Source organism: Ensifer sp. ENS10 (assembly GCF_014852025.1).
Lineage (GTDB): Bacteria > Pseudomonadota > Alphaproteobacteria > Rhizobiales > Rhizobiaceae > Ensifer.
In genome coordinates this window covers 77545-95288 of record NZ_JACVAS010000011.1, presented here as the reverse complement: position 1 = coordinate 95288, position 17744 = coordinate 77545, and the positions used below count along the sequence as shown (strand labels likewise).

General features: G+C 62.9%; 20 protein-coding genes. 16 read left to right on the top strand and 4 right to left on the bottom strand.

The window, feature by feature from the left end:
• Nucleotides 1-6: 6 nt before the first annotated feature.
• Both IB265_RS29540 and wrbA read right to left on the bottom strand, forming a co-directional pair.
• Nucleotides 7-774, bottom strand: coding sequence for an SDR family NAD(P)-dependent oxidoreductase (locus tag IB265_RS29540; protein ID WP_112995811.1), 768 nt, complete (start codon nt 772-774; stop codon nt 7-9).
• Between the two features lie 92 nt (nt 775-866).
• Complete coding sequence (wrbA, locus tag IB265_RS29535) at nt 867-1466, bottom strand: NAD(P)H:quinone oxidoreductase (RefSeq protein WP_192495572.1); 600 nt, start codon at nt 1464-1466, stop codon at nt 867-869.
• Nucleotides 1467-1720: 254 nt separating this feature from the next.
• Here wrbA and IB265_RS29530 point away from each other — a divergent pair, with 254 nt between their 5' ends.
• The 11 genes from IB265_RS29530 (at nt 1721) to IB265_RS37850 (ending at nt 10475) form a co-directional block, all read left to right on the top strand.
• Entirely contained in the window at nt 1721-2641 is a 921-nt protein-coding gene (locus tag IB265_RS29530) for a LysR family transcriptional regulator (RefSeq protein ID WP_162728092.1), read from the top strand.
• Nucleotides 2642-2739: 98 nt separating this feature from the next.
• The gene (locus tag IB265_RS29525) at nt 2740-3816 is read left to right on the top strand and encodes an amidohydrolase family protein (protein ID WP_113131839.1); all 1077 of its coding nucleotides are present in this window, start codon (nt 2740-2742) and stop codon (nt 3814-3816) included.
• Nucleotides 3809-4147, top strand: coding sequence for a metal-sulfur cluster assembly factor (locus IB265_RS29520; protein ID WP_113131838.1), 339 nt, complete (start codon nt 3809-3811; stop codon nt 4145-4147). Before IB265_RS29525 ends, IB265_RS29520 begins: the two co-directional genes overlap by 8 nt.
• The gene (locus tag IB265_RS29515; RefSeq protein WP_192495571.1) at nt 4144-5025 is read left to right on the top strand and encodes an alpha/beta fold hydrolase; all 882 of its coding nucleotides are present in this window, start codon (nt 4144-4146) and stop codon (nt 5023-5025) included. The genes IB265_RS29520 and IB265_RS29515 overlap by 4 nt, the downstream gene beginning before the upstream one ends.
• Nucleotides 5026-5149: 124 nt before the next feature.
• Complete coding sequence (locus tag IB265_RS29510; RefSeq protein WP_113131836.1) at nt 5150-5914, top strand: SDR family NAD(P)-dependent oxidoreductase; 765 nt, start codon at nt 5150-5152, stop codon at nt 5912-5914.
• Between the two features lie 25 nt (nt 5915-5939).
• On the top strand, nt 5940-6629 hold the full coding sequence (locus IB265_RS29505; protein WP_113131882.1) for a fumarylacetoacetate hydrolase family protein: 690 nt from the start codon (nt 5940-5942) through the stop codon (nt 6627-6629).
• Complete coding sequence (gene maiA, locus IB265_RS29500) at nt 6626-7276, top strand: maleylacetoacetate isomerase (protein WP_113131835.1); 651 nt, start codon at nt 6626-6628, stop codon at nt 7274-7276. Before IB265_RS29505 ends, maiA begins: the two co-directional genes overlap by 4 nt.
• The gene (locus IB265_RS29495) at nt 7273-8571 is read left to right on the top strand and encodes an MFS transporter (protein WP_113131834.1); all 1299 of its coding nucleotides are present in this window, start codon (nt 7273-7275) and stop codon (nt 8569-8571) included. The genes maiA and IB265_RS29495 overlap by 4 nt, the downstream gene beginning before the upstream one ends.
• A complete protein-coding gene (gene gtdA, locus IB265_RS29490; protein ID WP_112995801.1) occupies nt 8561-9613 on the top strand; it encodes a gentisate 1,2-dioxygenase in 1053 nt (350 codons plus the stop codon). The genes IB265_RS29495 and gtdA overlap by 11 nt, the downstream gene beginning before the upstream one ends.
• Nucleotides 9606-10112, top strand: a complete 507-nt coding sequence (locus IB265_RS29485; RefSeq protein ID WP_192495570.1) for a VOC family protein — start codon at nt 9606-9608, stop codon at nt 10110-10112. Before gtdA ends, IB265_RS29485 begins: the two co-directional genes overlap by 8 nt.
• Before the next feature lie 135 nt (nt 10113-10247).
• Complete coding sequence (locus tag IB265_RS37850; protein WP_373419862.1) at nt 10248-10475, top strand: helix-turn-helix domain-containing protein; 228 nt, start codon at nt 10248-10250, stop codon at nt 10473-10475.
• 75 nt (nt 10476-10550) lie between these two features.
• Here IB265_RS37850 and IB265_RS29475 read toward each other — a convergent pair whose 3' ends face one another.
• Complete coding sequence (locus IB265_RS29475) at nt 10551-11111, bottom strand: GNAT family N-acetyltransferase (RefSeq protein ID WP_113131832.1); 561 nt, start codon at nt 11109-11111, stop codon at nt 10551-10553.
• 23 nt (nt 11112-11134) lie between these two features.
• Complete coding sequence (locus IB265_RS29470) at nt 11135-13492, bottom strand: Orn/Lys/Arg decarboxylase N-terminal domain-containing protein (protein WP_113131831.1); 2358 nt, start codon at nt 13490-13492, stop codon at nt 11135-11137.
• Between the two features lie 190 nt (nt 13493-13682).
• On the opposite strand from IB265_RS29470, the gene IB265_RS29465 reads away from it, so the two are divergent.
• The 5 genes from IB265_RS29465 to IB265_RS29445 are packed head-to-tail and all read left to right on the top strand — an operon-like array spanning nt 13683 to nt 17742.
• Complete coding sequence (locus tag IB265_RS29465; protein WP_309140523.1) at nt 13683-14195, top strand: acetyl-CoA carboxylase biotin carboxyl carrier protein subunit; 513 nt, start codon at nt 13683-13685, stop codon at nt 14193-14195.
• Nucleotides 14195-15592, top strand: a complete 1398-nt coding sequence (locus IB265_RS29460; RefSeq protein WP_113131829.1) for an acetyl/propionyl/methylcrotonyl-CoA carboxylase subunit alpha — start codon at nt 14195-14197, stop codon at nt 15590-15592. Before IB265_RS29465 ends, IB265_RS29460 begins: the two co-directional genes overlap by 1 nt.
• Nucleotides 15579-16046, top strand: coding sequence for a hypothetical protein (locus IB265_RS29455; protein WP_113131828.1), 468 nt, complete (start codon nt 15579-15581; stop codon nt 16044-16046). The genes IB265_RS29460 and IB265_RS29455 overlap by 14 nt, the downstream gene beginning before the upstream one ends.
• A complete protein-coding gene (pxpB, locus tag IB265_RS29450; protein ID WP_113131827.1) occupies nt 16043-16753 on the top strand; it encodes a 5-oxoprolinase subunit PxpB in 711 nt (236 codons plus the stop codon). Before IB265_RS29455 ends, pxpB begins: the two co-directional genes overlap by 4 nt.
• Nucleotides 16750-17742 carry a biotin-dependent carboxyltransferase family protein gene (locus IB265_RS29445; RefSeq protein ID WP_192495569.1) on the top strand — a complete coding sequence of 331 codons (993 nt, stop codon included), beginning with the start codon at nt 16750-16752 and terminating at the stop codon, nt 17740-17742. Before pxpB ends, IB265_RS29445 begins: the two co-directional genes overlap by 4 nt.
• Nucleotides 17743-17744 lie beyond the last annotated feature (2 nt).

The window sequence follows — 17744 nt, the reverse complement described above, 5'->3', positions numbered from 1 at the left end:
CAGGGGTTAAAGTTCGAAACCGCCGATGGTCATGCCGCCATCGACGACGATCATCTGGCCGAAGACGTAGCTTGCGGCCGGAGAACTGAGCCACACGGCCACTTCGGCGAGTTCGCGCGGCTGGCCGCCCCGCTTGGCGGGGATGGCTTTTCGGGCAAGGTCGGCAAAAGCCGGGTTCTGGGCGCTGTTGGCCACCACCATCGGTGTTTCGGTCCAGCCGGGGGCAAGCGCGTTGACGCGGATGTTGCGGCTGGCGTTCTCCATCGCCGCGACGCGGGTCAGGCCATGGATGCCGTGTTTGGAGGCGGCATAGGCGCTCATGCCGCCCGGCCCGGTCAGCGCCGCGACGGAAGCCGTGTTGGTGATCGCGCCCGCACCTGTTTTTGCGATCAGCGGGATCTCGTATTTCATGCCGAGGAACACGCTGCGCAGGTTGACGGTCAGCACCCGGTCGAAATCGTCGGTCGGGTAGTCCTCGATCCGGTGGGTGCCGCCGGTGATGCCGGCATTGTTGAACGCCGCATCCAGCCGACCGGCATCCTTTTCGATGCGCACGAGGAGGGCTTTCACCTGCTCTTCGCTCGAAACGTCAACACGGGTGGCCTCGATCTTTCCTGCCGGCGCGAGGTCCTTCGTTTCCTCAAGGCCGCTCTGATTGAGGTCGGCCGCGAAAACACGGGCACCGCGCTCGGCAAACAGCCTTGCCGCCTCCCGGCCGATCCCCGAGCCTGCACCGGTGACCAGGACCACTTTGCCGTCGAAATCCGCTGACATGGCTTCGCTCCTCGCCCGCGCGCGGGACGATGTTTCCTTGGAATTGTCGGGGTTGATCCGAAGTCGAAGGCACCAGCCTCCGACGGATCGGCCTAGCCGAAGACCTTGACGGCAGCAACGGCTACCAGTTCGCCCTGGTGGCGGGCACCGGCGAGGTCGATTTCGGTCGGCCGGCGCGATCCGTCGCCGCCGGCCACCGTGGTTGCGCCGTACGGAGCGCCGCCGACGATTTCGTCGACGCTCATCTGGCCCTGGTGGCTGTAAGGAAGCCCGACGATCATCATGCCGAAATGTAGGAGGTTGGTGATGATGGAGAACAGGGTGGTTTCCTGTCCGCCATGCTGGGTTGCACTGGAAGAAAAGGCCGCACCAATCTTTCCATGCAAGGCCCCCTTGACCCACAGGCCGCCCGCCTGATCGAGAAACGCAGCCATCTGCGAGGACATACGGCCAAAGCGCGTGCCGGTCCCAACCACGATTGCATCATAGCCCGCAAGCTCGGCAATGGTGGCGACCGGAGCTACCTGATCGAGCTTGAAATGATTGTTGCGCGCGATCTCTTCCGGAACGGTCTCCGGAACGCGCTTGACGTCGACTTGGGCTCCCGACTTTCGGGCTCCCTCCGCAACGGCATAGGCCATCGTCTCGATGTGTCCGTAGGCTGAATAATACAGGACCAGTACTTTCGCCATTGTTGTTCTCCGTTGGTTTGAAGCAGTCGCCCTTGCGGCTTGGGAAAAGGCTCGCATCAAATAGCTTGAGGGAATAGTCGAATAAAATGATTGGTTACGGTCGAGAAAATCGAACGATATAGCGCAAGATGCGTTGGCCAGACCGTTCGATTTCTTCGACCGTAATCCTCGAATCTTTGCCGCTTTTGCCGAAATTTCAGACGTGTAGCGTTCTGCGGGAAGCAAGCGAGTGTGCTTGGGAAGGGAAGGCGGACATGGATTTGCGCAGACTTCGCTATTTCGTTGCCGTGGCCGAGGAGCTTCATTTCGGCCGGGCCGCCGAGCGGGTGCATGTCGTGCAATCGGCCGTCAGCCAGCAACTGAAACTTCTGGAAGACGAACTCGGCTTCACCCTGATCCGGCGCTCGCGCCAGGATGTCAGCCTCACTTTGCTCGGCGAGGTCTTTCTTCCCGAGGCGCGCGAGATCCTGCAGCGCACGGAAGAGGCCGTGCGCCGGCTGAAGGCATCGGCCAGCGGCATTGTCGGGCGCCTGTCCATCGGCTTCGTCGACAACGTGCTGTGGACGCTGCTGTCGCCGATCATCCGCGACTTTCGCGAGCGTTGGCCGCATGTCGATCTCAAGCTGATCCCAATGGACCGGGACGTTCAGGTGGAGGCCATCGCCGCCGGCACGGTCGATATCGGCATTATCCCGGCGCCCTCCCATCTTGCCGCGGCCGTCAGGACCGAGGTTCTAATCTCCGCGCCGCTGATGGTCGCCCTTCCATCCGCGAACGTGCTGGCGTTGAAGGCGAAAGTCGAGATGGCCGAGCTCGCCGCCGAGCCCTTCGTGACCTTTCCCCTGCAGATGAACAGCCGCATTCTCGACCTGCTCAAGACGGCTTGCGCGGGGGCGGGTTTTGCTCCGCGCATCGCTCAAGAAGGGGGACAGTTGCACACGCTGCTCTCCCTCGTCAGCGCCGGGCTCGGCGTGACGCTGGTGCCAAAATGGGTGGCGCAGCTTCCCCAGCCCGGAGTCGTCTTCCGCGACCTCGCCGATTTTTCCACGCCCTACGAACTGCTGCTTGCCTGGAAGGACGACGAATCGAACCCGTCCGCCGTCACTTTCCGTGAGGTGGCGCGTGATGTCGTGCAGATGATCCTCAGCGGTACGTCGCGAACTGGCAGGCCCTGATCTCAAATCCTGATCACGAGGTCATTAATCCTCGTTGGACGGCGATCGCAATACCAAGAAGACTTCAAGCAACGCAAAATTGAGATGGGAGGATTCCAATGATAGACGGTCTGAACGTGATAGACGCGGTCATCCATGCCTACAATATGGATGAGAAAAATTTTGCCAATCGCTTCGCAAAACCTTTGTGCGATCTTGTCTATGACTCGGTCATAGCATCCGCGCTTCCCGGTTATGCGCCGACGAAGAAGCAATTCTACCGGGACTGGAGTATCGAGGAGACGGTCGACCAGGTTTTCGTCGAAAGCGACACCGATCTGGCAGTTTACCACGCCCTGCCGATCTACTCCTTCCACGATGGCCTCTGTAGTTTCGAAAAGGCCGTCGAGGCGAAGGAGCGGTGGCCGAACCGGATGATTACCTACTGTGGCGTTGATCCGCTGATGGGTGCCGCCGCGCTCGACGAACTCGAACGCCAGGTTGAGATCCTGAAGCCCGTCGGCCTGAAGCTCTACCCAAATAGCTGGGTCGGACAGGAAATCCAGGGCTGGAAGATGGACGATCCGGAGGTGGCATTCCCGCTGTTCGAGCGTGCCCAGGAACTCGGCATCAAGGTGGTGGCGATCCACAAGGCGCTGCCGCTCGGCCCGGTCGCCATCGACCATTATCGTGTCAGTGACATCGACCGCGCCTGCATGGCCTTCCCGGACCTCAATTTCGAGATCATCCACGGCGGCATGGCTTTTGCGGAAGAAACCGCCTGGCAGCTCGCGCGCTTCCCCAATGTCTACGTAAATCTTGAAATCACCTGCGCGCTCGCCGCGACCCGGCCCGCCGCCTTCCAGCACATCATGGCGTCGCTCGTCGGCCCCGGCGGACCAAATGCGATCGACCGAATTTTATGGGGAACGGGCGCGATGGCCTTCCATCCGCAGCCTCTTCTGGAAGCCTTCGTGCACAAGTTCGCCTTCCCGGACGAACTCGTCTCCGGCGCGGGCCTGCCGCAGATCGACCGGGCGGCGAAGAAAAAGATCCTCTTCGACAACTACGCCCGCATGACCGGCCTCGACCTGGAATCGCGCATTGCCGCGACGAAGGACGACGAATTCGCCAAGCGCCGGCGTGCCGGCGTCGCAGCACCCTTCTCGACCATGAAGGAGCCGACCCATGCTTGACGAGGCAGCAATCTATGGCGCCCTCGAAAGGGTCGTCGACCCGTGCTCGATCGCGACCGGCGCGCCGATCACCCTTCGGGAAATGGGCATGATCGAGGCAATCGACATCGATGGCGGCGCGGTGCGGGTGACGCTCCGGCTGACAAGCCCCGTCTGCTGGCAGGCGGCCAACATCATCGCCATCGTCGAGAAGGCGGTCGGTGCGCTGCCGGAGGTCGACAGCGTGGTCTGCGCGCTGAACGGCCGGGCGCAGTGGATGCCCGACATGATGCACCCGGACGCGACGGCCCGCCTGCGCCGCCTGCGCCCCTTGCCGGAGGCTCGGCCGTGAACGCCGCCGAAAAAGTTCCGCCAGTCGAAAAGGCCTATCGAAGCCGTTTCGTCGATGTCGACGGGATCCGCACACATTACCTGGAGGCCGGCGAGGGACCCATCGTCGTCCTACTGCACAGCGGCGAATTCGGCGGCTGCGCGGAGCTGAGCTGGGAGTATCTGATCCCGAGGCTTGCGGAACGCTACCGGGTGATCGCCCCGGATTGGATGGGTTTCGGAAAGACGGCGAAGCTCCATGATTTCGAGGGCAAGCGGGCGCGCATGATCGCGCATATAGCGCGCTTCCTGGCGGTGCTGGCGATCGGCCGGGCCTCATTCGTCGGCAATTCCATGGGCGCGACCTTCCTGTTGCAGATCGCGGCGGAACGGCATCCCGGCTTTGCCATCGACCGGCTTGTTGCAATCAGCGGCGGCGGCTGGATGCCGGAGAATGCGGCACGCAAACGTCTCACGGATTACGACGGCAGCCTGGACGGTATGGTCGGCATCCTACAGTCTCTGTTCGAGGGCAGTGTCTGGCACGCCGACGAGGATTATGTGCGCCGCCGCCATGCCCTGAGCATCGCGCCGGGTGCCTGGGAGGCGGTGGCCGCCGCCCGATTCCGGTCGCCAAATGCGCCGGAGCGCAAGGAGTTTGGCCAGGCGGACGCGACCAACTACGAAGCGATCGGCGTCCCGACGCTGCTGATCGCCGGCGCCGAAGATAAGCTGCGTCTGCCCGGGTACGCCACTGACGTTGCAAAGCGCATTGCCGACAGCAAGGTTGCCGTCATTCCGGGTTGCGGCCATTGCGCTAACATCGAACGGCCGGACATCGTGGGCGATCTTCTCCTCGATTTCCTGACGGATAAGGCCGGACAGCCCGTCGCGGCCTGACCGCCACAGGCGAATACCGAACGATCTTCAAGACATCGATCCCGCCGCGAAAGCGGCGGCGGCGAATGCCTGCGCCCGAAAACGGGGGCAGGGACCCCATCACCAACCATTCAGGGAGCAGGACATGCCCAATCGTCTCAAGGGAAAAGTCGCAATTGTCACGGGTGCCGCCAGCGGCATCGGCCAGGGAACCGCGCTGCTGTTCGCCAGGGAAGGCGCGACCGTCATCGGCGTCGATGTCAATCAGGAGGCGCTGGCCGGCACCGTCGCCACCGCTAAGGCCGACGGTTTCGAGATCGACGACGTCTCCTATGACCTCACCAGCGAAGAGGGCGCGGCGGCCCTCATGGACTATGTCGCGCAAAAATACGGCGGCATCGACACGCTGGTGACGGCGGCGGGGTTCGTCGAGTTCGCATCCGTGCCCGAGATGACGCTGGCGCAGTGGCACAAGACGCTGAAGGGCGAACTCGACATCGTGTTTCTGCCCGTGCGTGCTGCCTGGCCGCACATGATCAAGCGCGGCGGCGGCAGCATCGTCAACTTCGCTTCGATCTCCGCCTGGGGCGCGACCCGCAACATGGGCGCCATTGCCCATTCCACCGGCAAGGGCGGCGTGCTCTCGATGACGCGCCAGATGGCCTATGAGGGCGCGCCGCACGGCATCCGCGCCAACTCTGTCTCGCCCGGCATCATCCACACGCCCGCCGCCCAGTTCGCCTTCGACAACCTTCCGGGCTTCGAGGACTCGATGAAAGCCAACACGATGATCGGCCGCCACGGCAAGCCCGAGGATGTTGCCTGGGCCATCGTCTACCTCGTCTCCGACGAAGCGAGCTGGGTCACCGGCACGGACATCAAGGTGGATGGCGGCCTCACGGCCTGGTGAGACCCCGATCTCGACGGAGCGCGTCATGACAAACAGCCATGTCTTCCAGCCCCCGGCCGTTCCGGCAGTCCCGATCGTCGGCGGGGGCACCTTTCCGGTCCGGCGCATCTATTGCGTCGGCCGGAACTACGAGGCCCATGCGCGGGAAATGGGTTTTGCGGTCGACCGCGAGGAGCCGTTCTTCTTCCTGAAGCCTGCCGACACGGTGGAGCTCGACGGTGCGCGCATTCCCTATCCGCGCATGACCGGCAACTATCACTACGAGGTCGAGCTTGTCGTCGCCATCGGCAAGGCAGGCGCTGACATTCCGATCGAGGACGCCGCGTCGCATATCTTCGGCTATGCCGTCGGCCTCGACATGACGCGCCGCGACGTGCAGATCGCCGCCCGTGAAAAAGGCCGGCCCTGGGACATGGGCAAGGCGTTCGACCGCTCCGCACCGATCGGCGAAATCGTTCCCGTCGCAAGATGGGATGCGGTTGCGGAGGCGATGGTGACGCTCGACGTCAACGGCGAGCGCCGGCAGGAAAGCCGGCTCTCCAAGCTGATCTGGTCGGTCGACGAGATCATCCACTGGCTGTCGCGCTACATGGACCTCGCCCCCGGCGACCTCATCTATTCCGGCACGCCCGAGGGCGTCGGTGCCGTGGTGAGCGGCGACAGGCTCGAGGCCCGCATCAACGGCCTGCCTCCGCTTCGGGTGTCGATCACATGAGCGCGCCCGTCACCCTCCACGGCTATTACCGCTCTTCGGCTTCGTTCCGGGTCCGCATCGCTTTCAATCTCAAGGGGGTGGCCTACCGGACCGTGCCCCATCACCTGAGGCGCGGTGAACAGAATCTACCGGACTACCGCCACATCAATCCGCAAGGGCTGGTTCCGGCAGCGGAGATCGACGGCCAGATCTTCACGCAGTCGCTGGCGATCATCGAGTATCTGGACGAGACGCGGCGCGATCCGCCGCTGCTGCCCGAAGATGCCGCTGGCCGTGCTCGCGTGCGCGCGCTCTCGCAGATCATCGCCAGTGATGTGCATCCGATCGACAATCTGCGGGTGCTTAACTACTTGCGCGGGCCACTCGGTCAGCCGGACGAGGCCGTCGCCCGTTGGTACAACCATTGGATCGGCGAAGGATTTCAAGCGCTCGAGGCCCTGCTTTCGAAGAGCCGCCATACCGGACGGTTCTGCCATGGCGACACAGTCTCGATCGCCGATGTCTGCCTCGTGCCGCAGATCATCAACGCGAAGACCTACGCCTTGGACCTCTCTCCCTTTCCCACAGTCAAACGCATCGCGGATGCGGCGCTCTTGCTGCCCGCTTTCGAACGCGCTTTGCCAGCCAACCAGGAGGACGTAGAATGATACCCGTCGTAACGAATGCAACCGATACGGTCGACCGATCCGGGCGGCCGAAGGGCTACGAGTGGAAGGCGGTGACGCTGTTGTCGCTCGGCCTCGGTCTCGTCGGTGTCGACCGTTTCATCATCGTGCCGATGATGCCGGTTCTCGCCCGCGATCTCGGCCTCGATTACCAGGACCTCGGCATTATCACCGGGGCGCTCGCGGTGGCCTGGGGTCTGTCCTCGCTCTTCACCGGTAACCTCTCCGATCGCTTCGGTTTCAAGAAGATCATCGTGCCGGCCCTCTTCATCTTCTCGCTGATCGCAGGCTTCAGCGGCCTTGCGACGGGCCTCGCATCGCTGGTGCTTGCCCGCGTCTTGATGGGTCTGGCAGAAGGCGCGTTCACGCCGGCCAGCATCATCGCGACGATGGATGCCTCGCCTCCCAAGCGGCACGGACTGAACGTGGGCATTCAGCAGACCATGCCGGCACTGCTCGGCCTCGGCCTCGCGCCGCTCGCGGTGACGCAGTTGCTCAAGGTCGTCGATTGGCCGTGGATCTTCCTGATGGTCGCTATTCCGGGGCTGGTCGTCGCCTACCTCCTGCACCGGACCCTGGAGCAGCCGGCGCCTTCGGAAATCGCAACCCATAGTACGACGCATGATGCCGGAACGCACCGCTGGTACGAGGTGTTCTCCTACCGCAACGTGCCGCTCGCGATTCTCTGCCAGCTGTTCTGGCTGACCTGCATCATCGTCGTCGCCGCCCTGTTCCCGAGCTACCTTGTCGACCATCTGCACCTCAACATGGACCAGATGGGCTTCATCCTCTCCTCCATGGGTTTTGGCGGGGCAATCGGCGCGTTGCTGCTGCCAGCGCTGTCCGACCGGGTCGGTCGCAAGCCCGTCATGCTCCTGTCGGCCGTGCTGGCCTTCGGCGCCTTCTGGATTTTCGGCGGAGCAGGCGCGAACGTCACCGTGCTCTTCCTCTGCATGATGGTGACGATGGGCAGCCTCTATGCGCTCCTCACGCTGACGGTCGGTCCGATCACGGCCGAATCCGTGCCCGCTCGACTGATGGCCACGGGCTCCGGGATGGTCATCGGCATCGGTGAAATCTTCGGCGGCGGTTTTGCGCCCGCCATCGCCGGCACCATCGCAAAACACTACGGCATCGAGCATGCCGCGGCGGTCCCACTCTATGCCCTCGGCCTTGGCATCGTCGTCATCCTGCTTCTCAAGGAAACCGCTCCCGTCCGTCTTCGCGCCAAGGCTGTGGTCGAATCCATCGCGACAGGAGGCGTCAATGTCAGCTGATCATCGAGCGACCGCCTCGACGGAGGCCTTGCGCCAGGACTTCTACGACCGGATTGGCCGGAGCAACATGACGCCGCTGTGGACATCACTGGCCGATCTCGTCACACCAACGCCACGCAGCCATTGCCGTCCGGCGCACTGGAGCTTTCCGACGATCCGCGAGGCGATCCTCGAAGCCGGCGGCCTGATCACCGCCAAGGAAGCCGAGCGGCGCGTCCTCGTGCTCGAAAATCCCGGCCTGCGCGGGCAATCGAAAATCACCACCGATCTTTACGCCGGGGTGCAGCTCGTACTGCCCGGCGAGGTGGCGCCGGCCCACCGCCATACGCAAAGCGCGCTCCGCTTCGTGCTGGAAGGCAGCGGTGCCCATACGACGGTCAACGGCGAAAAGACTATCATGCACGAGGGCGATTTCATCATCACCCCGCCGATGGCCTGGCACGATCACGGCAACCAGAGTTCCGAGCCGATCTTCTGGCTCGACGGGCTCGACATCCCCATCGTGCAGTTCCTCGACGCCTCGTTCGCGGAACATCTAGACCAGGACGAGCAGCCGCTGGACCGCCCGATCGGCGACAGCGACGCCCGCTACGGCGCAAACCTCCTGCCAGTCGACCATGGTGTTGGCGGAGGCACGTCCCCCGTCTTCAACTACCCTTACGAGCGCACACGCGGCGCACTGGAACGCATGCGCCGCCACGATGCCTGGGATCCGTGTCACGGACTGAAGATGCGCTACACCAATCCGATCACCGGAAACCACGCCATGGCGACCATCGGCACCTTCATCCAGCTCTTGCCAAAGGGGTTTACAACCGCCCGTTACCGCTCGACCGATGCCACCGTTTTCGTACCGATCGAAGGGCGCGGGCGATCACATATCGGCGATACCGTGGTCGAATGGGGCAAGCGCGACATCTTCGTCGTGCCCTCGTGGCACGACGTACGCCATGAGAGCGACGAGGACAGTGTGCTCTTCTCCTTCTCGGATCGGCCCGTTCAACAGGCGCTGTATCTGTTTCGGGAGGACCGCTATGCCTGAGGATGTATCAGGCATAGCGGTCCATCATTTCGGGATTACGGTCTCGTCCCTAAAAACGTCGCTGAATTTCTGGATCAACGTTCTCGGCTTCGAGCTCATTGGAAGGGATGTTTTGGAGGACCGTGATTTCGTTCGCGACGTGACGGGAGTTCGTGACGGGTCCATTGAGCTTGCCATGCTAGCAAAGGGGCCGCATATCGTCGAACTTCTGGAGTACAAGACGGCTTTAGGGCGAAAGGCGCTTGCCTTCCAGGCATGCGACAGCGGGGCATCGCACATCGGACTCATGGTGCGGGACGTTGATGCTACTCTGCGCATGGCAGCGCCCTACGGGTGGAGCGCCTTCGGCGCGCCGCAGGTCGTGGCAAACGGGCACTGGGCGGGGCGGCGGGTTGTCTATCTAAAGGGCCCGGACAACGTGCTGATCGAACTCGTCGAACCAGGTCCGGAGGGCGAGCGGCGTGATATCATGCTTCGAGCGACAGAACGGCGGGACTAAGGGGCGGCCACCTTGAGCACCGCTTAGGCCAACTAGCTTGCGCACGCGAAGGTTTTGAGAGGTGCGAGCTGGCGATCGGGGAACAGCCCATCCGGTAGTCAGACTTGTTTGGGCGGCGCCGCGCATGACCCGGCTATGCGGCCCTCTCGATTTCCGGATCCGTTACAACTCATCCGTGAACAGCGGATGAACCGGGCGATGGAACTTCTGCGCAAAGAGGGACATTGCATAACGGAGACTGCTTTCGAAGCCGGTTTCTCTTCGAGCTCCGCATTTTCAAGTGCGTTCTTTGGTTATGTCGGAAAGACACCCTCAGTTTACGCAAAGGCCTTTAGCCGGCGTCAGAGATCGAGTGCTGAATGAAGGCCAGGGAGTCGCGGCCGCCTCTCGGGGAGGCTTGAGCGGGCGCAGCCCACCCGGGTTTTCCAACTTCGATCGTCAACGGGTGGAGAGGGGCGGGGGAGGCGGTGGCGTCGTCGCGCCGGTGCCGAGCGAGCGTTGGACCATGACGCTGTCCGCCCAGCGCCCGTAGCGATAGGCTACCCCCTGCAGGAGGCCAACGCGAACGAAGTTGAACCGTTCGTGCAGCGACAGCGAGGCAACATTCTCGGCATCGATATAGCCGATCATCTGCCGGAAGCCGGCTGCAGCACAAGCGTCGATCAGGCCGCGCATGAGCAGACCTCCGATGCCCTGGCCGAGATGTTCATGATGAACATAGATCGAGTGCTTGACGGTATAGCGGTAGGCAGGTCGCTTGCGAAACAGTACGACATAGGCGTAGCCGACCACTGCGCCCTCCTTGATCGCGACAAGGTGCGGGAAGCGGCGGCTCTTCAAGTTCTTCCGCCGCTCGCGCAGATCGTCCGGCTGCGGCGTGTCGCCCTCGTCCACACCCTCCTCGATGCCGCGGCGAATGTGGCGGCGATAGATCGCCAGCATCGCGTCCACGTCGCCGTCCCGCGACGGGCGAATGACGATTGACTTGTCCTGCTGCATGAGGGATCCGAAATTCCTAAATCCTATTCGGCGACGACGTAGGTATGAAGTCGTACGCGGCCCGATGCGTCCGTTTCACGGTAGAGACCTTGGATCTCGACGTCAAAGCCGGGAAACGCGTTGAAACAGGCTTCGAACATCTTGAGATAGTCGATCATCGGCTGCGCTCGCTCGGTCAACCGCTCGCCCGGCACGATGGTGGCGATCCCCGGCGGATAGACGACGAAAGGCGTCGTTGCGATCCGCCCGGCGATGGCGTCGATCGGAAGATAGTCCACATCGTTGCGCACGAGGCAGCGCGCCGCGTCGTGGGGCGAAAGGGCGATATCAGGCAGGTGCGCTTCGGAAAATTGCTTCGCCTGCAGCGCGCTGACATTGGCGTCGCGGAAGAAGCGATGCATATCGCCGCACAGGTCGCGCAACCGCACGCCAGCGTAACGACCGGGTCGGCGGCGATAAAATTCCGGGATTGCCTCTTCCAGAGGCGCATTGTCATCATGAAGCCGCTTGAATGCTACGAGACCACTGATCAACGTGCCCGCTTTGCTTGCCTCGACGCCGGGTGTGAGCAGGAACAGCAGGGAATTCAGGTCGTTCTTTTCCGCGACGATCCGGTTCTCACGCAGATATTGCGCGACAATCGGCGCCGGAATGCCGTGCTCGGCATATGCGCCGGTCGCCCTGTCGAATCCGGGCGTGAGCAGCGTGAGTTTGTTGGGATCGGTCATTGCGAAGCCCGGCGCCATATCGGAAAAGCCGTGCCACGCAGCACCTGGGGCTAGGTGCCAGAAGGCCGGGTTGGTGGCGAGTTGATCGGTGGCAACACTCTCCCAGGGCACGTCGTGCACCGCTCCAGGGCTTGCCACATCCGGCATCGCCACACGGTCCGGCACGAAGGGCTCGAAAAACCAGCGGCGCTCGGGCCGACGCTCCTTCTCCTCGAACTCCCGGCGCACAGCCCGTATCTTCTTGCGCAGTTCGATGCCGAGGCGGATCGTATCGTCCCACAGCACTTCGCCAGAGCGGCCCTTCATCATCTGCGCGCCGACGTCCAGGGAGGCGAAGAGGGGATAGAAGGGTGAGGTCGAAGCGTGCTGCATGAAACTCTCGTTGAAGCGCCGGTGCTCGACCCGGCGCTTCTGGCCGGTGATGTGCCGATCCCTCATGTGGATCTGCGAAGCCTGTGAAAAGCTCGCAAGCTGCTTGTGAGTGGATTGCGTGGCGATGATGCCCGGCGCATCGGGTCCGAGTTCGGCAAGGCCCATGGCAAAACGTCCGGCATAGAGCGGATGAAACTTCATGAAGCCCGCCCAGGCCTCGTCGAACAGGATGTAGTCGCACAGATGCCCGATGGCCTTCAGGATCATCTCCGCATTGTGGATCGTGCCGTCATAGGTGCACTGTTCCACCACCGCCACCCGAAACGGGCGCGGTTTCTGCCAGGCGTTAGGGTCTTTGACCAATGGGTGGGTGCGGATGCGTTCCCGCAGCGCCTCCTCGTTCAGGGAGCCAAAATCCATGGGGCCTATCAGACCATGGGCGTTTCGCGCGGTCGGCACATAGACCGGGATACCGCCGGAGATCATCAGCGCGCCGTGATGCGCCGCTTTGTGATTGTTGCGGTCGAACAGAACCAGGTCGCCATCGGTGACGAGGGCGGAGAGCGCGACCTTGTTGGAGGTCGAGGTGCCGTTGAGGACGAAATAGGTCTTCTCCGCGCCAAAAATCTTGGCGGCTTCCTTCTGCGCCGCGAGCGCCGGGCCCTCATGGGTCAGGAGATCGCCAAGGTCGAGCACCGAATTGTCGAGATCGTCGCGGAACACCGCTTCGCCCAGATGCTCCATAAACACGCGGCCGACCGGGCTGCGGCTATAGAACACGCCGCCATTATGGCCGGGACATGTCCAGAGCTGGTTGCCTTCCTCGGCGTAATCCACCAGCGCGCCGAAGAAAGGTGTCTTCATCGTCTCGGCATACTGCTTGAGGCGGCTGATGAGGTTCTTTGCGATGAAGGCGGGGGTCTCCTCGGACAGGAAGACATAACCGTCGATGAAGTCGAGCACTTCTACCGGCACATCCTCGAAGCGCTTGCGGCGGATCAAGAGAATGATGGGGAATTCGAGGCCGCGACGGCGCATCAGATTGATAAGGGAGGCTGTCTTGCCCTCCATGCCCTTCTTGCCCCAATCGACCATCATGCAACCGATGGCCGCGTCCGTCTGGACGGCGATTTCGGCGTCTTCAAGATTGCGCGCGCGCACCACCTCGAAACCGGATCGTTCGATCTCCTCGACGATTTGGTTATAGCGGGCCCCCTCCAGGTCCTCGCTGTTGAAGGCGGGTGTCGCGAATAAAAAGGTGAAGCGCCTGAAGTAGTCCATCTGAGCCTCCGCCATCAATACGCAGCGAGTTGTTCGTGTGTTTCGTGACGATGTTGTGACAGCGGCCCGGATTATCTGTGATGTTCGAGACCAACTCGTGCCGGCCATTCGTCCAAGAGTCCTCGTGGAGCAGCGGGAGAGGGGGCGGTGGTTCTCTCTATTCAAAGTTTGTCTGCCCCCATCAAACGGGATGCTGTGTAAGATTTCCCCAACTGCACCGGACGGATCAAGGCTCTCAGGGCCGCACCCCGGTGATCTTCGTTCCGTGGGGAAAACAATGGATCTGCAAAAGATCAAGACGCTTCTCGACTTTGTCGGGCGTTCGCGTGTCTCGGAGCTGACAGTCAGCGATGCGGACACGACTGTCGTCATTCGCAATCCGGCTCGTGTAGCCAACCTGGAAATCCCAACCACAGTGCAGGCAACGCCATCGACGGTCGAGCCGCCAAGGTTGGACGACCAGCCGCAAACGCAGCTTGTTCGTGCTTCGACCTCAGGCATCGTACATCAGTCAAACAGCCCGGGATCCGCTCCAATCGTGGCGGAAGGCGATCCGGTAGAGGTGGGTCAGGCTCTCTGCATCGTGGAGGCGATGAAGGTCTTCACGACTATATCGGCTCCGTTCGGCGGCATCGTCAAGCGCATCTTCTTTGCGGACGGCCAGGAGGTCGCCTTCGGCGACCTGCTCGTGGAGATCGGGTGATGGATGCGTCTTTCGAGCCCGGCCGGAAAACCGGTCATCCATTTCACTCCGTCCTCATCGCCAATCGAGGAGAAATCGCCGTCCGGATCGAACGGGCCTGCAAGGAACTCGGCCTTCGCGCGATCCGTGTTGCATCCGAGGCGGATAGGGCCGGCGCGGCAGCACCGGGCGAAGGTGGTCCACTCTCGATCGGGCCGTCGACACCAACAAGGAGTTACCTCAACCAGGCGGCGATCCTGCTTGCAGCGCGTGTGACCGGCGCGGAGGCGATCCATCCGGGTTATGGGTTTCTCTCGGAGAATGCGGAATTCGCCGAAGCGGTCGAAAGGGCCGGACTGGTTTTCGTTGGCCCGCCGGCCTCGGCAATCCGCATCATGGGCGACAAGATCGCTGCCAAGCGCGCGATGATGGCGGCCGGCGTCCCTTGCGTGCCGGGACCGGGCGAGCCGCTACCTGATAACATAGATGCCGTGCGCGCCACCGCTGAGGCCATTGGTTACCCGGTCATCGTCAAGGCGGCCGGCGGCGGCGGCGGGCGGGGCATGCGCGTTGTGCGCGATGGCGCCGATATAGCCGATGCGGTCGTGATCACGCGCGAGGAGGCGCGCCGCGCTTTCGGCAAGCCTGAGCTCTACGTGGAAAAGTTTCTGGAGCACCCCCGCCATGTCGAATTCCAGGTGCTCTGCGACAATCACGGCAATGCAGTCTGGGTTGGTCATCGCGATTGCTCCGTTCAGCGACGGCACCAGAAGGTCGTCGAGGAGGCGCCGGCACCCGGTATCGCACCGGAACTCGCAGAGAGGATCGGCGCGCGCTGCGCAGAGGCCTGCCGGCAGATCGGCTATCGTGGGGTTGGGACCTTCGAGTTCCTTTACGAGCACGGCGAGTTCTACTTCATCGAAATGAACACCCGGCTGCAGGTCGAACATCCCGTGACGGAGGCGACAGCGGGCGTCGATCTCGTGCACGAGCAGCTGCGTTCGGCCCAGGGCGACGTGCTCGACACGCGCCGTTTCCACGGAGAGGCGCAAGGACACGCCTTCGAATGCCGTATCAATGCAGAGGACCCGACCACTTTCGTGGCCGCTCCCGGCCGCATTTCAGCGGTTCGTTTTCCAAGCGGACCGGGCATTCGCGTCGATACCCACATCTCGGCCGGATACCGGGTTTCCCCATACTATGATTCCCTGATTGCCAAGCTGATCGTCCACGCCCCGACCCGCGACGAGGCGATCCGGCGCATGCAGGTCGCGCTTTCGGAAACCAGGATCGAAGGCATCTCCACCAACCTCCCGCTGCACGAAAGGATCTTTGCAGATCCGGATTTCATGCAGGGCTGCGTCGATATCCATCATCTTGAAAAAAGTTTGAGGGAGGAAGCCGGTGTCAAGGCGTGACCGCTCGTCAGGCAGATCCGGGATCGGTGACTTCTCCGATCCGGCCCTCATCTCCACTCTAACCACCTGGCTTGGCGCTTCCGGCGCGAGCGAGTTGGAGATCAGCACGAAGGACGGTCACGCCTTGAAGATCGTGCTGGCCCCCGACGCCAGCCCGGTCGAGCGTCGTCAAGAGGCTCAGGATGTGACCTCGTTGGTGCCCGAAGGCCGGGCCGTCAAGGCGCCGCTTGCCGGGGTTTTTCGCGACCGGCATCCCGCTGGATCGGACGCTTCACCGCTTGCCGGTGAGGGCCGAGCGCTCGAAGCCGGCGATATCGCCGGTTTTGTCGAGGTCGGGCCCATCCTCGTCCCGGTGGTCGCGCCGGCAACCGCGATCGTCGCAGGCGTTCATGCCCGTGCCGGAGAGTTGATCGGCTACGGAGATCCCGTTTTGACCATGGAACACGCCCAATGAGCCTCCTGCAACAGGCCCCGTTCCCGTCGCCTGCCTCAATCGTCCCGAATACCGAGGCGCTGGCGAAGATTTCCTTCATCGGCACGCGTGCCTTTCTGCTCGAAGCACCCGGGGCCTTCGACCTGCCGAACCAGAGGCGCATCTGGGCGCTCTCCCGCGCGCTCGAGACGCACGAAGACGTCGCCGAAATCGTTCCTGGCATGACCAACCTGTTGGTCCTCTTGAAGGAGACCCCGGACGATCCGCAAGCTGTCGTCCGGCACCTGCAGGACGAATGGCAGCGTTCGCAGGGCATCGAACTTGCCGGTCGGCAAATTGAAATCTCCGTCACCTATGGCGGCGAACATGCCACCGACCTGCCGGCGCTCTGTGACCTCAGCGGTCTCTGCGACCGGGAAGTCGTGCGCATTCACCACGAAGGCATCTATCGCGTCTTCGCCCTCGGCAGTGCGCCGGGCTTCGGGTACCTGCACGGGCTTGATCCACGCATCCACATGCCGCGAAAGACCGTGCCCTCGCTCAAGATGGCGCGGGGCTGCGTCACGATCGGCGGCATGCAAACCGGTGTTGCCGTGCTGACCGGCCCGAACGGATGGAATTCGATCGGCTTTGCCGAACTTCAGATGTTCGATCCGCTGGCTGCAGTGCCCGCCTTGATGGCGCCTGGCGATACCGTGCGCTTCCGCCCTGAAAGGATCGACTTGTGATCGAAATCCTCGAAACCGGCCCGCTGAACACTGTCCAGGATCGGGGGCGTCCGGGCTATCGAAATATCGGGGTCACGGCCTCAGGAGCAATGGATCCCGTGGCACTGGAGATCGGCAACATTCTCCTTGGCAATCCGCAGGGTGCCGCCGTCATCGAGGTCCAGACTTTCCCCTTCCGGCTATGTTTTGCCAAGGGTGGCGCATACGCGCTCACGGGTGCCGATTGCAGGGCGAAGCTCGATGGTGTCGCCCTGCCGCCCTGGTGGGCTGCGGAAGCTGAGGCCGGTCAGGTGCTGGAGCTCTTCCCGCCGCTTCGCGATGCGCGGGCCTATGTAAGCCTGGCTGGCGGGGTCGACGTGGCGCAGGTGATGGGATCGCGCAGCACGTCGTTGCGTGGAAGCTTCGGCGGGCTTGCGGGCAGGACCCTCGCCGCCGGCGACGGCATCGCGACCGGTCTGGTTGAACCCGCTGTCCTGCCGAAAGGTGGTTTCGGCGTTGTGCCGCCAGCGGTTGCTTTGAAGGATGTGTTTCCTGTCGACGAACATGGTGCGCTTCTCATTCGCGCACTCCCGGCCGGCGAACACGACCTCTTCGGAGCCGACGCGGACCGGTTCTGGCGCCAGCCGTGGAAGATCTCGTCGCGCAGCGACCGCACCGGCTACCGTCTCAGCGGAGATCCGATCCATCCGGTAGAGGTGGTGGAGATGCGTTCGCACGGCGTCGTGCCCGGTGTCATCCAGGTGCCGCCTGCAGGCGAACCGATCGTCCAGATGAGCGATGCCAACACGGCCGGAGGCTATCCGAAGATCGCCGGCGTCATCGAGGCGGATCTCTGGCGGATGGGGCAGGCTCGCATCGGTTCGACGCTGCGTTTCGTGCCGGCCACGCACGCTGAGGCTCGGGCCATTGAGAAGGCGCTCGCCGCCTATGTCGAAGACATCAGAAATACCGCGCGCCTCGTCCGCAAGGCGCTCGCCGCCATGGCTTAGGA

What these genes read in the sequence shown, in the direction of transcription:
- IB265_RS29540 (WP_112995811.1), bottom strand. Translation starts at nt 774, where the DNA reads ATGTCAGCGGATTTCGACGGCAAAGTGGTCCTGGTCACCGGTGCAGGC.
- wrbA (WP_192495572.1), bottom strand. Translation starts at nt 1,466, where the DNA reads ATGGCGAAAGTACTGGTCCTGTATTATTCAGCCTACGGACACATCGAG.
- IB265_RS29530 (WP_162728092.1), top strand. Translation starts at nt 1,721, where the DNA reads ATGGATTTGCGCAGACTTCGCTATTTCGTTGCCGTGGCCGAGGAGCTT.
- IB265_RS29525 (WP_113131839.1), top strand. Translation starts at nt 2,740, where the DNA reads ATGATAGACGGTCTGAACGTGATAGACGCGGTCATCCATGCCTACAAT.
- IB265_RS29520 (WP_113131838.1), top strand. Translation starts at nt 3,809, where the DNA reads ATGCTTGACGAGGCAGCAATCTATGGCGCCCTCGAAAGGGTCGTCGAC.
- IB265_RS29510 (WP_113131836.1), top strand. Translation starts at nt 5,150, where the DNA reads ATGCCCAATCGTCTCAAGGGAAAAGTCGCAATTGTCACGGGTGCCGCC.
- IB265_RS29505 (WP_113131882.1), top strand. Translation starts at nt 5,940, where the DNA reads ATGACAAACAGCCATGTCTTCCAGCCCCCGGCCGTTCCGGCAGTCCCG.
- maiA (WP_113131835.1), top strand. Translation starts at nt 6,626, where the DNA reads ATGAGCGCGCCCGTCACCCTCCACGGCTATTACCGCTCTTCGGCTTCG.
- IB265_RS29495 (WP_113131834.1), top strand. Translation starts at nt 7,273, where the DNA reads ATGATACCCGTCGTAACGAATGCAACCGATACGGTCGACCGATCCGGG.
- gtdA (WP_112995801.1), top strand. Translation starts at nt 8,561, where the DNA reads ATGTCAGCTGATCATCGAGCGACCGCCTCGACGGAGGCCTTGCGCCAG.
- IB265_RS29485 (WP_192495570.1), top strand. Translation starts at nt 9,606, where the DNA reads ATGCCTGAGGATGTATCAGGCATAGCGGTCCATCATTTCGGGATTACG.
- IB265_RS37850 (WP_373419862.1), top strand. Translation starts at nt 10,248, where the DNA reads ATGCGGCCCTCTCGATTTCCGGATCCGTTACAACTCATCCGTGAACAG.
- IB265_RS29475 (WP_113131832.1), bottom strand. Translation starts at nt 11,111, where the DNA reads ATGCAGCAGGACAAGTCAATCGTCATTCGCCCGTCGCGGGACGGCGAC.
- IB265_RS29470 (WP_113131831.1), bottom strand. Translation starts at nt 13,492, where the DNA reads ATGGACTACTTCAGGCGCTTCACCTTTTTATTCGCGACACCCGCCTTC.
- IB265_RS29465 (WP_309140523.1), top strand. Translation starts at nt 13,683, where the DNA reads ATGCTGTGTAAGATTTCCCCAACTGCACCGGACGGATCAAGGCTCTCA.
- IB265_RS29460 (WP_113131829.1), top strand. Translation starts at nt 14,195, where the DNA reads ATGGATGCGTCTTTCGAGCCCGGCCGGAAAACCGGTCATCCATTTCAC.
- pxpB (WP_113131827.1), top strand. Translation starts at nt 16,043, where the DNA reads ATGAGCCTCCTGCAACAGGCCCCGTTCCCGTCGCCTGCCTCAATCGTC.